Raw genomic sequence first — 14,516 nt, forward strand, 5'->3', positions numbered from 1 at the left:
TTGAAAAGACAGGCATATACTGTGCGCTGGCACTTGAGATAGCAGAATAAAGGTAACCAAGTCGCCAATATAGTCTATATAACCCTTTTGACTCCGGCAGTGAAGGACTCACACCCGGTATAGAGCCGAGGTCTGCATTTCAAATGGTATGGAGATAATTTCAATGCTAATAAAAAGACCCCCACTCTGTGGCGCACTGATAATCGCCATGTCACTGCTGACGCTAAAATCCTTTGCCGCCAATGAGGAGGAAGTTGTGACTGATCCTGTAATTCGCCAAGGCCCTGTGGAGGGTCAGCCAAAGTCCAATCAGTTCTGGTGGCCCAACCAGCTGGATCTTAGACCCCTGCGCCAGCACTCACCCAGGTCCAACCCCATGGGGGATGACTTTAACTACGCAGAAGAATTTAAAACGCTGGATTTAAAAGCAGTCAAAAATGATATCGAGGCCCTGCTCAAAACCTCCCAGGACTGGTGGCCTGCAGACTTTGGCCACTACGGCCCATTTATGATTCGCATGGCCTGGCATAGTGCAGGCACTTATCGTATCGACGATGGCCGGGGTGGTGCCGGTGGTGGACAGCAGCGTTTCGATCCCCTTAACAGCTGGCCAGATAATGCCAATCTGGATAAAGCTCGCAGGTTGCTCTGGCCCATCAAACAAAAATACGGTCGCAAGCTGTCCTGGGCAGACCTGATGATTCTCACAGGCAATGTCTCACTGGAATCCATGGGATTTGAAACTTTCGGCTTTGCGGGTGGACGTATCGATGACTGGGAACCTGACCTGGTTTACTGGGGGCCGGAAACCGAGTGGCTCGCAGACGAGCGCTATACGGGTAACCGCCAGCTGGAAAAGCCGCTCGGTGCGGTACAAATGGGGCTGATTTATGTCAACCCTGAGGGGCCGAATGGCAAACCCGATCCGGTAGCTGCCGCCGTAGACATTCGCGAAACCTTTGGCCGTATGGCCATGAACGATGAAGAGACAGTGGCACTAATTGCCGGCGGTCACACCTTCGGTAAAGCTCATGGAGCCGTCAAGGCCGACTGCCTGGGACCAGAGCCTGCCGCAGCTCCCACAGAACAGCAGGGGCTCGGCTGGAAAAACAAGTGTGGTAAAGGCAATGCGGATGACACCATGACTTCTGGCCTGGAAGGTGCCTGGTCTGCAGCACCAATTACCTGGAGCCAACAATACCTGAATAACCTGTTCAACTTTAACTGGGTAAAAACCAAGAGCCCTGCAGGCGCGGTACAGTGGATACCTGATGATTCCGCTGCCGCCAATCTTGTGCCTGACGCCTTCGATAAAAACAAACGTCATGCGCCAATCATGTTTACTACTGATCTGGCACTGAAGTTTGATCCAAGTTACAAGGAAATTGCCCAACGCTTCCAGAAAAACCCTGAGGACTTTAAACGCGCCTTTGCTAAAGCCTGGTTCAAACTGACCCACCGGGATATGGGACCCAAAGCACGCTACCTGGGTATTGAAGTACCCGAGGAGGCCCTAATCTGGCAGGACCCCATTCCCAAAGTGGATTATCCCCTGGTCAATGACAGCGATATTGATAACCTTAAGTCGGCAATCCTCAACTCTGGCTTAACGATTCCTGAACTGGTGAGAACTGCATGGGGATCAGCTTCCACCTTCCGCGGCTCCGATATGCGTGGCGGAGCGAATGGAGCGCGCATTCGCCTGGAGCCACAAAAGCAGTGGCCGGTAAATGATCCCGCCGAATTGGCAAAGGTGCTGACGCAGTTGGAAAAAATTCAACAGGACTTTAATAGCAATCAATCCGGCGGCAAGAAAGTCTCGCTTGCCGACCTGATCGTGCTCGGCGGCTCCGCTGCCATTGAGAAAGCCGCTGCCGAGGGTGGAAACAATATCAAAGTACCCTTCAGGCCTGGCAGGGCTGATGCAAGCCAAGAGCAAACCGATGTGAAATCTGTTGCGGTACTAGAGCCCACCGCCGATGGATTCCGCAACTATTTCGCTAAAGATAACAGCAGAACGCCCACGGAAATGCTGGTGGATCGCGCTAGCCTACTCACCTTAAGCGTGCCCGAGATGACAGTCCTGGTAGGAGGAATGCGTGCGCTCAATGCCAATACCAGCGGATCTCCCAACGGGGTTTTCACCGATCGCCCCGGTGTACTCACTAATGATTTCTTTGTTAACTTACTGGACATGTCCACCGAGTGGAAGAAGTCTGAAAAGTCAGAAGGGCTTTATGAAGGCAAGGATCGTAAAACTGGCAAAGATAAGTGGACTGCCACCTCAGTGGATCTGATATTCGGTTCCAACTCAGAGCTACGAGCAGTGGCTGAAGTCTATGGTTCCAATGACTCCCAGGAAAAATTTACCCAGGATTTCGTCAAAGCCTGGACGAAGGTGATGAATCTGGACAGATTTGATGAAGTTAATCGATAGCTAAAATCTATTTTTTAATTAGTCCCTATTATCCATACCGGGCAGGTATGCCCGGTATGGATTTTGAATTAAGCCATAGAGTATTTCTATACATCCTGAGTGATCGGAAATTTTGCTCCTCTGTAAGTTGGCCCCTAAAAACAACTTCAAAGAAAAAATTAATCAGTAAAAAAGCCAGGGCTAGCCCTGGCTTTTTTACTGATTTACAAATCAATTATAGAAATTTAGCTTCTTTAGTCTGCCTTAACTATCATCGCGAAGGTGTTGATCAAAGAATTCCTTAATCATAGTGTACTGATGAATACGAGTTTGCTTGCCACGTAAACTATGCTTCTTACCTGGATAGGTCATAAGTTCAAACTGTTGGCCATTATCCTGCAACTGTTTAATCAGACGTGTAGTGTTGGTAAACAAAACATTGTCATCTGCCATCCCGTGATAAATCAGCAGAGGACCTTTCAGTCCATTCGAATAGGGAAATACAGAGGAAGCCTGGTAGGCCTCAGCATCTGTATTGGGATTACCCATGTAGCGCTCGGTATAGTGAGTATCATAAAGCATCCAATCGGTCACAGGAGCACCAGAAACGCCAGCTTTAAAATAATCTCCGGCCTTAAACATACTCATTAGTGCCATGTAGCCACCGTAACTGTGGCCATAGATACCAATATTATTGCTATCAACAAAAGGTAGTGTGCGCAGGAATTTAACACCTGTTACCTGGTCCTCTACCTCCGGGCCTCCCATATTTTTGAAAATGGGATTTTCAAACGCTGTACCCCGGTTTGCAGAACCACGGTTATCCAGAGAGAAAACGATGTAACCCTGTTGAGCCATAAATTGGTTGATGTGCTTGTCCCAACTATTGGTTACTACCTGAGCGTGGGGACCACCATAAACAAATACCATGACCGGGTAACGTTTACTCTCATCAAAATTGGCCGGCTTATATAGGCGGTAATTAAGCTTATGTCCCTGTGGAGCTTTGATAGTGCCAAACTCCGGAGTAATCCACTGCTCCATATAAGGAAATAAGGGATGCCCTTCAACAACAGCGTTCTCCTCCAGCCAGGTTATCAGCTCGCCACTTGAGCGGTGTAAACTTACCTGTGGAGGAGTAGTTATGCTGGTGAATTTATCGATGTAACCTGAACCATCCTCAGCAAACTCAATACCGTGCATACCACTGCGTGTGGATATTCTCTGAATACCCCCATCACCTTTTATTGGTACACTATAAAGGTGCCTTTCTATGTCAGAATCCTTACGGCCACTGAAATACACAACATCTTTCTTTTCATCCACAGCTTCCAGCTCATCAACTATCCAATCACCAACAGTTAATTGCTTCTGTAGTTTTCCATTTAAACTGTACAAATAGAGGTGCTTGAAACCATCTCGCTCAGATGACCAGATAAATTGGTCACTGTTTTCCAGGAAAAATAAATCATCGCTGAGGTTTACCCAGGTGTCACTGGATTCTTTTAACAGATTGCGGGTCTTGCCGTTATTGAGATCAAAAACACGAAGCTCAAGTTTCTGCTGATCCCGAGACTGCCATTGAAAAGTCAGTAAATTATCGCGAGCCCAATCTACTCGGGGAATATAAATATCCTGCTCTTCCCCCAGGTTTACCCAACGGGTTTTTCCAGACGCCACCTCCATCACACCCAGGCGAACCTTAACATTAGCTCGCCCTGCTGCGGGATAACGCTGGCTTATCATATCGATGCGATCTGCATATATCTCGCTGCGGATCACTTCATCTACAGGGGACTCATCAACCTGTAGGAAAGCAATATGGCGGTCGTCTGGAGACCACCAATAACCTGTCATACGATCCATTTCTTCCTGGGCAACAAACTCGGCCATGCCATTTTTGATAGGCCCATTTCCATCGCTGGTTAGCGCACGCTCTTTACCACTTTTCAGGTTGACGACAAAAATATCCTGATCACGAATAAAAGAGACATATCGCCCTTTCGGGGAAACACGAACATCGGTCTCAAAAGCTTCGGTTTCAGTCAAGCGCCGCGCGGATTTCTTATCCAAATTGTAATAATAAACATCTCCTGCCAGCGGAAATAACAAGGATTTCCCATCCTCAGACCAGCTGTATTCCATAATACCGCTGCCATAGATTCTTTGACGCTCACGTCGGGCTTTTTCCTCATCGGATAACACTTCATCGCCGCTGTGCAGGCTGTCAGATTTCACCAGGATACGGGACTGCCTATCGGCAATGTTGTACTCCCATAAATCGTAGCGGTTGTAATCTTCATCCCGTCCCTTCAGAAAAGTTACCCGACTACCATCGGGAGAGTACTCAAGGGCACGGGGCGCTGTGCCCCCAAGGGCCGGATCGGAGAATATTCGTTCAATAGTCAACGTATCCGCGGAACAGAGTCCCGCAAAGGTTGTGCAGCTAAGCAGGGCAAGCAGTTTTCTTTTCATAGAAGGGCTCTTTGTTTTAGTGTTTTATGCTAGGCGCAAATCTGCGGTGAGAAGGGCGTAAGACCGCTTTCTCTGCAAGCAACAAAGTCCTTGAATTCTACAATGTAATCTCCAGATAACGGAGGGGATCGAGCTCTCCTTCTGAATTTAACAGAGTGACAATCAAACCTTCTGTAATTGCCTTCCTTTACCGTCATTTACTCTGCACCAAGTATGTTTACAGTGCCTGAAGACAGTCTTGGAGCTGGCTTTTGCGAAACAAAAACAGTGAGAGATGTACCTTGTTTCTTCCATTAAAACAATTCTCACCTCCTTCCATAACAACTCGATCCCAAAGCGAGACTCTTCCCAATGACCACCGCGAACCCAATCACAATCGATTCACTTTCTTATCTAACTTTGAGGCAGACCCTGTAGTCGGGGCAGGCAAGATGATAGAGGGACCATCTAAGTGTGCGACGGTGAAAAGCGTAGGACCCTGCCAAAATGGGCAATTTAAACCCCAAAATAAGCAATCAAATAGCACAATAAGCCGTATATTGAACTCAAACCCCTGAATAAATTTTATTTTGAAAGAGTATTTTGGATTTCAGTGAACCATTGTGTGTGGCCGAATATTACTGGAAGCTTCTATCGAGATCTAAAATCGACCATACGCCCAGTATCATAGGTTGTCGGTGCCGATCTCCCCGTCTAAGTAACCTTTCCCTGATCCCCAGCTTGACACTACCAAAACAAAACACTCTCCCTTGCATTCCAAGACGATCGGTCATATATTGAACATTAGTTAATAGACGACCGGTCTAATTTTAATGGCTCGACCACGTAAAAGCGGAAACACCAAAGAAGCATTGTTAGAAACAGGCACCGCAATGCTGACCAGCCAGGGATATCACGGCACTGGTATCAAGCAGGTGCTGGATACAGTAGGCGTACCCAAAGGTTCGTTCTACAACTATTTCCCCAGTAAAGAGGCCTTCGTAGCCAGCATTATTCACCGCTACGGCCAACAGATTGATGCGGAACTAGCGCAGACGAAATTAAACATGGATCAGGCACCCGGCTTGATCCAGCTTTGGTGCTGCTTTCAAAACCGTGTTCAGAACAAAGTAAAAGTTGGCCAGTCTTGTGCCTGTCTGCTCGGAGCGATGTCGGCCGAGGTAGCCCAGGCCAGCCCTCTTTGCCGTGAAGCCATTGAGTCTGTAGAGCACAGGTGGCTGGCAAATCTTCAATCGATATTACATTTGGCCCAAGATCAAGGAGATCTACGCAGTGACGTCCCCGCCGATAACCTTGCGACACTGTGTTATAGCGTTTGGCAGGGCAGTATTCTGCAATACCAGGTATCCGGTGATCCCAATGATTTACTCAGACAACTACGGACTTTTTTTAGCACCTTGGTGACGCAACAAGGAGCACAAACACTGGCCAGCATTAAAACTTACAGGCAGGACATTCATTTTGAAAAATAGCACTAGCGCCTTAAAAAACACCGATCGAGCTACACCTCTCGCTCGCCCACTGAGTATTCTGCCGGGAACCAGTGTGAAAAACCGCTTGTTTAAATCTGCTATGAGTGAGCAATTAGCGGATCCCAATCATGCCCCCACCAAGGAGCTGATTCACTTATATCGCACATGGTCAGAAGGGGGCACAGGTTTACTGGTCACCGGTAACGTCATGGTTGATCGTACCGCTCTGGGTGAACCGCGGAATGTGGTATTAGACGAGGAGTCAGACCTTTCTCTGTTCCGGAAATGGGCCGAAGCCGGGCGCCAAAACGGTACGCAAATCTGGATGCAATTAAATCATCCAGGCAAGCAAACACCCAACTTTTTAAGCACTGAACCCGTCGCACCCTCTGCAATTCCACTGGCTAACGGCTTAGAGAAGACCTTCAACTGCCCTAGAGAACTCACCGAAAATGAAATAGTTATTATCATTAAAAAATTCGCCTGGGCCGCCGCACAGGCAAAAGAATTTGGATTTACCGGAGTTCAGATACATGCTGCTCATGGTTATCTGATCAATCAGTTTCTATCCCCTCACCACAATCGGCGAAATGATCAGTGGGGAGGTACCTTAGAAAATCGCATACGGTTTTTACGCGAGGTATATAGCGCTATTCGCGAAGCGGTTGGTGAAGATTTTCCGGTAGGCGTAAAACTCAATTCAGCAGATTTTCAAAAGGGTGGATTCAGTGAAGAGGAATCCATGCAGGTTCTAAAAGCCCTGCAGGATGAAGGTATTAACTTAATTGAAATCTCCGGTGGCAACTATGAAAACCCAAGTATGGTTGGTGCCAATGTGAAGGAAAGTACTATCAAGCGAGAGGCCTATTTTATCGATTATGCAGAAAAGGCACGAGCACAGCTGCAAATTCCCGTCGTAGTCACCGGTGGCTTCCGTTCCGCAGCTGCCATGGAGGCCGCCCTTGTATCAAATGCCGTGGATATGATTGGCCTTGCCCGCCCATTAGCGGTTGACCCACGGCTATCGCACAAACTTTTATCGGATGGCAACCATAAGATAACATTGAAAAAGCTCACCACAGGTATTCCCAACCTGGATTTTATGGCTATGCTGGATGTCACTTGGTACGAACAACAGCTGGCCCTTATTGGCAAGGGAAAGCCAACGAAACCAAATATGAGTGCTTGGACCTCAGTATTAAAAACGCTGACTGCTGTCGGATTACTTTCTTTTCAGAGGCGACGAGCCTGATAAAACTTTATTGCGCCTGGGAGTACTATAGTTCCTCACCGTAAATCACAGCAGATAACTGAGACAATACAAGGACGTACCCCCGCCGGCCAAAACCAGGGTGAGTTCGTGAAAAACAAGTAGTTTTAAATGCCTGTAACAACATTTTGTTGTCAGATTATGGCTCTTCTACAGGTCTTTGTAACTGAGGACACCTTCCTAGCGCTTCAGAAAAATCAGCCTCTCCAGCTGCCGAAGAGACACTGTGCACCCTAAAATCAAACCCGAAAATTTACTCACTATCTCTCCTCTATAAATTGCCATAGAACTACAAAGCCGCTTTATTTTTGACGCTCTTATCCCATTTTCAAGCCATAGATCACAGTAAAAATAATCTGGGCAGGCCTCTACGCACATTTAAAAATACAGGTTTCAAGAGTAACTTATTCAGGTAACAAGAAAATAACCTGTAAAGGCCCTTAAGAAAAGAAACACCTTATTGAAGTAATTGGCCTTAACAATTGTTTACTCTGCTTAACCGACATTTGTTCGGGGCGACGGTCATACTTGAACCGAATTACTCACAGGATAACAACAATGAAGGTTCAACTAATTGCCTTTATGGCGACGACCCTGCTCATCAGCGGTTGTAACTCCACCCCAGAGGCTCCCACCACAGAATCTTTTGTTACTAATATTACTGAAGTAGGCCACAAGCGCTTTGTATATAAGGCGAGCCTGGGGACCAGGCCACATGGCCGTGGAGGCCAGAACTCTGGTGGCACAGGTATAGGAAGTGGAGCCAAGCCGCCGGGAGGCAAACACAGCTCAGGTAAATCTGGACGCAATAAGTCAACCTCAGGCGATATTAGGAAAATGGCTATGGAGCGGATGGAGCTTCTGCTAATCGAAAGCGGCTTCTGCCCTAACGGCTGGTTCCTGATTGAGCAGACATTCCACCAAAACCAGGCAGAAGTCCTCGGTGAATGTCGTGCAGCTGCACCTCAATAAAGGAAAATACCCAGGTAAATTCAATCAATAGCCAGTAACACTGCAACCGGGCCATTCTCCTATGCTCGGTTGCAGCATTGCCCTGCGTGTATTAACTGCCGATTTAAATTGCAGTTTTATGCCGCTTCAATAAGTAATCCGCGTGGAAACGCAGATGCTCTTCAATAAATGAGGCAATAAAGTAATAGCTGTGGTCGTACCCTGCATGATGCTCTAGCCGAAGCGGGTAATTACAAGCTCCTGCAGCCATTTGTAAAGCCTCAGGCCGCAGCTGCTGCTCAAGGAACTCATCATCATCGCCCTGGGATACAAGTATCGGCACATGAGTTGTAGCTCGCCCCAGCAGTACACTCGCGTCGTACTCCTCCCAACTAGTGGTATCTGCCCCCAAATAAGCTCCCAATGCCTTCTCACCCCAGGGACAGGCAATAGGATTACAAATAGGACTAAAAGCCGAAATTGAGGTATAACGCTCAGGGTTGCGCAAGCCTATTACCAAGGCTCCGTGCCCACCCATAGAATGACCACTGATTGCACGACGCTGACTCACCGGGAAGTGAGCTTCAATAAGTGCAGGAAGCTCATCCACAATATAATCGTACATTCGGTAGTGCAGCTTCCAGGGTTGTTGAGTGGCATTGACATAGAAGCCAGCCCCCTGCCCCAGATCATAGGACGGATCATCGGCCACATCCTTGCCGCGAGGGCTCGTATCAGGAATAACCAGTACGATACCCAGCTCTGCGGCCAGGCGCTGGGCCCCCGCTTTCTGGCTGAAGTTTGTATCGGTACAAGTGAGTCCAGATAGCCAATAGAGCACCGGATAGCGATATTCAGGGTCAATTTCCGCTTCCTGTGGCAAAAAAATAGAAAAGTGCATTGGGCAATTTAAAACATCGGAATCATGCTTATATTGCCGTTGTGAGCCATCGAAAGACCTGGTGCTGCTGACAAGTTCAATAGTCATGGTAACTCCGCTCAAGCTTCACCATAGTGAATAACACTGCGTATACTTTTACCTTCATGCATCAAATCAAATGCATGGTTTATTTTTTCCAGCGGCATGGTGTGGGTAATAAAATCATCCAACTTAAACTCACCAGCGAGATAACGCTCTACATAGTCCGGTAATTCCGAGCGCCCCTTTACCCCTCCAAAAGCCGTGCCTCGCCATACCCGCCCTGTTACCAGTTGGAAGGGGCGAGTACTAATTTCCTGTCCAGCTCCTGCCACACCGATAATTACCGACTCCCCCCAACCTTTATGGCAGCACTCAAGGGCAGAGCGCATTACGTCTACGTTGCCGATACACTCGAAGGAATAATCGACACCACCATCGGTGAGGTCGACGATCACCTCTTGAATCGGCTGCTCATAATTCCGGGGGTTAATGCATTCAGTGGCGCCGAGTTTTTTTGCCAGGGCAAACTTCTCCTCATTCACATCTATGCCAATAATGCGCTCTGCACCCGCCATTTTGGCACCAATCACGGCGGATAAACCAATCCCGCCAAGCCCAAAAATAGCAACGGTCGAACCCGGTTCTACTCTGGCAGTATTCATTACCGCGCCCATTCCGGTAGTGACACCGCAGCCAAGCAGGCAAACCTCCTTCAACGGCGCTTCCGGATTAATTTTTGCCAGCGAAATCTCTGGAAGGACTGTGTACTCCGAAAAAGTGGAAGTACCCATATAGTGATAAATGGGTTGTCCGTTGATAGAGAAACGCGTGGTGCCATCGGGCATCAGCCCCTTACCCTGGGTAGCCCTGATTTTCTGACACAGATTGGTTTTACCAGACAGGCAGAATTTACATTCGCCGCACTCCGGCGTGTACAAAGGAATCACATGGTCACCAACTTTCAAGCCAGTAACCCCCTCCCCTACTGACTCGACAATACCTGCACCCTCGTGGCCGAGAATCGCAGGAAATACTCCTTCAGGGTCTTCGCCAGACAGAGTAAAGGCATCGGTATGACAAACTCCAGTAGCCGTCAGCTTGATACGTACCTCTCCCTTCTGGGGAGGCATCACATCAACTTCCTCTATAGAAAGTGGCTCACCTGCCTTCCAGGCCACCGCAGCTTTACAGCGAATAGTCTCCGCACCCATAGTATTTTTCCTTGGTCATGCTCATTGAATTCAGCAAGGGGCCAGGATAGCCCGGCGCTGGAATAGAGGCAAAGAGGAACAGGGTCAAGGGCAAGCAGATAAAAGGGGGGGGGCTAGGTCCAGCTTCACGGATTGGTTAGTTTTCCACCAGCTCTAATACCTGGGCCTTAAGCTATTTCTCTTTGTCGTTTACGCCACTGTAGTGGTGAGCTGCCATGTAAGGTACGAAAGGCTTTGGAAAAAGCACTGGTGTCGGTATACCCCAAGCTCGCAGAGAGCAGCCCAATATCAATACTGGAAGCGCGCAGATGCCACCGGGCGGTCTCCATACGCGCCTCCTGGAGCAATTGTTTGAAAGAAGTACCCGCCTCACTCAAACGTCGCTGCAATGTACGCACGGGCGTATCCACCAACTGCGCGACCTGAGCCAGACTGTGCTGCTGGGCTCCCAGAGTTTGCAATATCAAAGTACGTATCTGAGAAGCAATATCCCCCTCATATCCCTTGATCAATCCTTGGGTAAACTCTTCAAAATAATTCACCAGGCTCTGGCTAGGGGCATTGAGGGGTCGCTGAAGTAATTCAGCATTAAATGTCAGGCAATCGCCCTGTTGGGCAAACAGGACTTCCGCCTGAAAATAGTCCCGGTATCGTTGCCTGGAAGAAATTGGGGCATGGCAAAACTGTACCTGTAGCGGGCGGATATCTTTACCGGCCAATTCCTGAAATAAGCGGCAGGCGGCACCCATAGCGAGTTCGCTGTACTGCTCCGCAGCGCCAAGCCCACCAGAATGGCTGACTCTCTGTGCCATCAACAGACCATCCCGCTCCGATATTCGCCAGTGATCCGCCTGGTTATGTAGCACCATGTAGCGGTGGCTCACTGTCAGGGCAGCATCCAGGCTCCCTTCATTGAGTAATAGCTTTCCCAGTACCCCAAGCATGCGCAAACCCTGCATCTCTGCCAAACGCAAACCAAAATCTTCACACTGCAGCTCTTCCACACAGAGATTCAGTAAGTCGACAAGGGTCGCGATAGAAATAAGGATATCCGGGCGGCGCACACAGTCTGAAGGTAGGCCAACGCTTCTCAGGAGGGCAGCGGGATTCCCACCCATTTGCGGCACCAGAGTATTGAAACCCGCAAGTGTGCCGCTGCGAATCTCATAAGTGGGCTTCATCGTTCCATCCCCACAGCTTCAACCTCTGCTTTATTGACCACTATCTTCCACAGTGTTTAGCCACGCCATCAATATGGCCCCGGATCGCGAGCACACAGGAAAAAAGAAATCGGGTAAATTAGAACTGGCATGATATCAGGCCAAATGCCTTCGGGTAACAGAGTTACTTATGGGGATAAATATCCTTACCGATAGAAAAACTACGCAGCTAAAAGAGATGTCAGCCGCTTTTCTTCACAAATTTCGTCAGAATCACGATACGCTGCCCCTCAACACGTCCCTCAATATGCTCGGGGTTATCGGTAAGGCTGATGCCGCGCACAGCAGTACCGCGCTTGGCCACAAGGCTGGAGCCCTTTACATCCAGGTCTTTGATAATGGTGACATTATCACCGGCCTGCAGTATTGCACCATTGCAGTCGCGATGCACGAGTAGCTCCCCCTCTTCCGGAAAAGTACCCGCTTGGGCCCAATTAACCAGGTCATCATCCAGGTAGAGCATTTCGAATAAATCTTGAGCCCAGGTCTCGACAGATAGACGCTTTAGCAGCCTCCAGGCCAATACTTGCACAGCAGGTTCCTGACTCCACATACTATCTGCGAGGCATTGCCAGTGGGCACTGTCTAAATGTGCTGGGTTATCCAGTTGCTCCCGGCAAGTCTGACACAAAAGCACCTGTGGGTTTGCCTGACCCACTGACTCAGCTACCTCATAGACCGCTAGGTTTTCCTGTGCCTTGCAGAGTTCACATTGACCGCCACTGCGCTGTTGCAACTGTTCCTGAGTGATCATGGTTGACCTCAAAAAAGTGCGCAGTATAAGCGCTAATTCGCCCATATGGGCAAACGACGTGGCTATCGAAAATTTGGAATAGCGAGGTGAAAAAAGTTAGCCTGGAGAAATGATAGGGGAAAGGCGCATAGCTCTAAGACCGGTATCAACAGGGACCCACGGCCCCTGTTGATAATACTTCGCTAGTAGCGAGCTCTAATGGTGTGCTGAGATCGCTGAGGCAAAATGGCCACCCTGCTTACTGGCAATGGCCGAAGTAATATCACCCAGGCTAAGAATACCCACCATACGCTTTTCACTGTTCAGTACTGGCATACGGCGAAGTAGCTGCTGCTCCATTTTGTGTACAGCTGAGAGGAGGTCATCTTCCTCCCAACACCACTCAATGCCTTCAGTCATCACGTCGCGGGCAGTTAGAGAGGACAAATTACCACCCTGCACTACACCTCGACATACAATATCGCGGTCAGTAACCATGCCGATCAGACGATCATTTTCTCCAATCGGGACGGCACCTATATCTTCATCACGCAGGATCTTCGCCACTTCCTGTAGCGGGGTGTCTGGAGTACACCAGGTAGCTCCCTGGTGCATTGCCTGTTTTACTTTCATCACGTACCTCCGCCAATTTCTTAAATATATTCACTGGGTGGCGGCATGGCCGCCACCCATTAGAAAATCAGTGCACTTCAATACGCTTTCGTTGTGGGGGATGCCCCTCATGCTTGGGCACCGTCAGGGTCAGAATACCATCCTTAAAGTTTGCGTCGATCTCACTCTCACGCACATCATCACCCAGGTTAAAACTGCGTAAAAACTTACCGTAGCGCCGCTCTTGACGAAGCACACGGCCATCTTTTTCTTCCTTCAGTTCGCGATGTACTTCTGCCTCAAGGGTCAGGACACCATTTTCAAGAGTCACATTGATATCGTTCTTACCAACACCTGGCAATTCAGCGCTTATTTCATACTTGTTTTTACGTTCACTCACGTCGATACGCGGAGAGAAGAAACCCTCCCGCTCATTGGTAATGCCACGGCTGGGTGAGAGCATCTGTTCAAACATATTGTCCAGATCCAGTAGGGACCCTCTCGGTATCAGACTCATAATCACAACCTCTTTGCTTCCACTATGTCGCAGGAGGCGCAAGCCCGCTCCTCGGACCCGGCTTGCGCCTCTCACATCTTGACTTCATTCTAGGTAATTCAGCGACACTCGGTAGGAATAAGTGCCCACAGTAGCCATCGCAAATAGCATTAAAAAATATTTTTTATTTACTTTTTATCTATATGGGAATTGCTGGATATCTTGCAGTTAAGGATATTAGTCAGTGGCATCGAATTTAACTACGATAATTACAGGTAAATTAAAGAGGATAAGCGCATGGCTCTAGCATGGGTCCTCGTGGCCAACCAGTCGCAAGCCAGGATTTTCGAAGCAAAAAAACGCGCCGGAAACCTCCACGAAATCGAAGCTCTCCTCCACCCTGAATCCCGCTTATCGGGCCGCGATCTCGAAAGTGACGCCCCTGGACGCACTTTTGACAGCCGTGGCAAGGGTCGCCACACCATGGGTAATTTTTCCGATCTACGCCATCGCAACGGTGAGAAATTTGCCAGAGAGATTGCTCATACCTTAGAGCGGGGGCGACAGGAGGGACGCTACGAAAAACTTTATATCGTAGCCGAGCCATATATGGTGGGTAGCCTACGGGATGCTCTCAAGACTCCAACCCGCGCTACCATTGCGGGTGAGACCGGTAAGAACCTGGTAGAAAGCCAACCAGAAGAAATTCGGGCCCAACTGCCCATCTGGTTGTAATTA

Annotated in this window: 12 protein-coding genes; 5 read left to right on the plus strand and 7 right to left on the minus strand. The window is 48.8% G+C overall.

What is annotated here, in order from left to right; translation table 11 throughout:
• The first annotated feature begins 163 nt into the window (after nucleotides 1-163).
• On the plus strand, nucleotides 164-2,437 hold the full coding sequence (katG, locus tag ACJJI7_RS03395) for a catalase/peroxidase HPI (RefSeq protein WP_020414551.1): 2,274 nt from the start codon (nucleotides 164-166) through the stop codon (nucleotides 2,435-2,437).
• A gap of 243 nt (nucleotides 2,438-2,680) precedes the next feature.
• On the opposite strand, the gene ACJJI7_RS03400 is transcribed toward katG, so the two are convergent.
• Nucleotides 2,681-4,891 carry a S9 family peptidase gene (locus tag ACJJI7_RS03400; protein ID WP_282952439.1) on the minus strand — a complete coding sequence of 737 codons (2,211 nt, stop codon included), beginning with the start codon at nucleotides 4,889-4,891 and terminating at the stop codon, nucleotides 2,681-2,683.
• A gap of 812 nt (nucleotides 4,892-5,703) precedes the next feature.
• Here ACJJI7_RS03400 and ACJJI7_RS03405 point away from each other — a divergent pair.
• The 3 genes from ACJJI7_RS03405 to ACJJI7_RS03415 all read left to right on the plus strand — a co-directional run bounded on the left by ACJJI7_RS03405 (nucleotide 5,704) and on the right by ACJJI7_RS03415 (nucleotide 8,605).
• On the plus strand, nucleotides 5,704-6,363 hold the full coding sequence (locus ACJJI7_RS03405) for a TetR/AcrR family transcriptional regulator (protein ID WP_444900963.1): 660 nt from the start codon (nucleotides 5,704-5,706) through the stop codon (nucleotides 6,361-6,363).
• Nucleotides 6,353-7,615, plus strand: coding sequence for an NADH:flavin oxidoreductase/NADH oxidase family protein (locus tag ACJJI7_RS03410; RefSeq protein ID WP_282952437.1), 1,263 nt, complete (start codon nucleotides 6,353-6,355; stop codon nucleotides 7,613-7,615). The genes ACJJI7_RS03405 and ACJJI7_RS03410 overlap by 11 nt, the downstream gene beginning before the upstream one ends.
• A gap of 576 nt (nucleotides 7,616-8,191) precedes the next feature.
• Nucleotides 8,192-8,605, plus strand: a complete 414-nt coding sequence (locus tag ACJJI7_RS03415) for a hypothetical protein (protein WP_020414547.1) — start codon at nucleotides 8,192-8,194, stop codon at nucleotides 8,603-8,605.
• A 103-nt stretch (nucleotides 8,606-8,708) separates the two neighbouring features.
• Here the strand turns inward: ACJJI7_RS03415 and fghA are convergent, their stop codons facing one another.
• The 6 genes from fghA to ACJJI7_RS03445 form a co-directional block, all read right to left on the minus strand.
• Nucleotides 8,709-9,572 (minus strand): S-formylglutathione hydrolase, encoded by an 864-nt coding sequence (gene fghA / locus ACJJI7_RS03420; protein ID WP_020414546.1) that lies wholly within the window; start codon nucleotides 9,570-9,572, stop codon nucleotides 8,709-8,711.
• Between the two features lie 11 nt (nucleotides 9,573-9,583).
• Nucleotides 9,584-10,717, minus strand: a complete 1,134-nt coding sequence (locus ACJJI7_RS03425) for an S-(hydroxymethyl)glutathione dehydrogenase/class III alcohol dehydrogenase (protein WP_282952436.1) — start codon at nucleotides 10,715-10,717, stop codon at nucleotides 9,584-9,586.
• Nucleotides 10,718-10,884: 167 nt separating this feature from the next.
• Nucleotides 10,885-11,898, minus strand: coding sequence for an AraC family transcriptional regulator (locus ACJJI7_RS03430; protein WP_020414544.1), 1,014 nt, complete (start codon nucleotides 11,896-11,898; stop codon nucleotides 10,885-10,887).
• 220 nt (nucleotides 11,899-12,118) lie between these two features.
• On the minus strand, nucleotides 12,119-12,691 hold the full coding sequence (locus tag ACJJI7_RS03435; RefSeq protein ID WP_020414543.1) for a PhnA domain-containing protein: 573 nt from the start codon (nucleotides 12,689-12,691) through the stop codon (nucleotides 12,119-12,121).
• A 195-nt stretch (nucleotides 12,692-12,886) separates the two neighbouring features.
• Entirely contained in the window at nucleotides 12,887-13,303 is a 417-nt protein-coding gene (locus tag ACJJI7_RS03440; RefSeq protein WP_020414542.1) for a CBS domain-containing protein, read from the minus strand.
• A gap of 67 nt (nucleotides 13,304-13,370) precedes the next feature.
• Nucleotides 13,371-13,799, minus strand: a complete 429-nt coding sequence (locus ACJJI7_RS03445) for an Hsp20/alpha crystallin family protein (protein WP_020414541.1) — start codon at nucleotides 13,797-13,799, stop codon at nucleotides 13,371-13,373.
• 276 nt (nucleotides 13,800-14,075) lie between these two features.
• Between ACJJI7_RS03445 and ACJJI7_RS03450 the strand changes: the two genes are divergently transcribed.
• Nucleotides 14,076-14,513, plus strand: coding sequence for a host attachment protein (locus tag ACJJI7_RS03450; RefSeq protein WP_020414540.1), 438 nt, complete (start codon nucleotides 14,076-14,078; stop codon nucleotides 14,511-14,513).
• Nucleotides 14,514-14,516: the final 3 nt, after the last annotated feature.

Source organism: Microbulbifer variabilis (assembly GCF_056232115.1).

Coding starts and splice junctions, on each gene's coding strand:
- katG (WP_020414551.1), top strand. CDS start 164: ATGCTAATAAAAAGACCCCCACTCTGTGGCGCACTGATAATCGCCATG.
- ACJJI7_RS03400 (WP_282952439.1), bottom strand. CDS start 4,891: ATGAAAAGAAAACTGCTTGCCCTGCTTAGCTGCACAACCTTTGCGGGA.
- ACJJI7_RS03405 (WP_444900963.1), top strand. CDS start 5,704: ATGGCTCGACCACGTAAAAGCGGAAACACCAAAGAAGCATTGTTAGAA.
- ACJJI7_RS03415 (WP_020414547.1), top strand. CDS start 8,192: ATGAAGGTTCAACTAATTGCCTTTATGGCGACGACCCTGCTCATCAGC.
- fghA (WP_020414546.1), bottom strand. CDS start 9,572: ATGACTATTGAACTTGTCAGCAGCACCAGGTCTTTCGATGGCTCACAA.
- ACJJI7_RS03425 (WP_282952436.1), bottom strand. CDS start 10,717: ATGGGTGCGGAGACTATTCGCTGTAAAGCTGCGGTGGCCTGGAAGGCA.
- ACJJI7_RS03430 (WP_020414544.1), bottom strand. CDS start 11,898: ATGAAGCCCACTTATGAGATTCGCAGCGGCACACTTGCGGGTTTCAAT.
- ACJJI7_RS03435 (WP_020414543.1), bottom strand. CDS start 12,691: ATGATCACTCAGGAACAGTTGCAACAGCGCAGTGGCGGTCAATGTGAA.
- ACJJI7_RS03440 (WP_020414542.1), bottom strand. CDS start 13,303: ATGAAAGTAAAACAGGCAATGCACCAGGGAGCTACCTGGTGTACTCCA.
- ACJJI7_RS03445 (WP_020414541.1), bottom strand. CDS start 13,799: ATGAGTCTGATACCGAGAGGGTCCCTACTGGATCTGGACAATATGTTT.
- ACJJI7_RS03450 (WP_020414540.1), top strand. CDS start 14,076: ATGGCTCTAGCATGGGTCCTCGTGGCCAACCAGTCGCAAGCCAGGATT.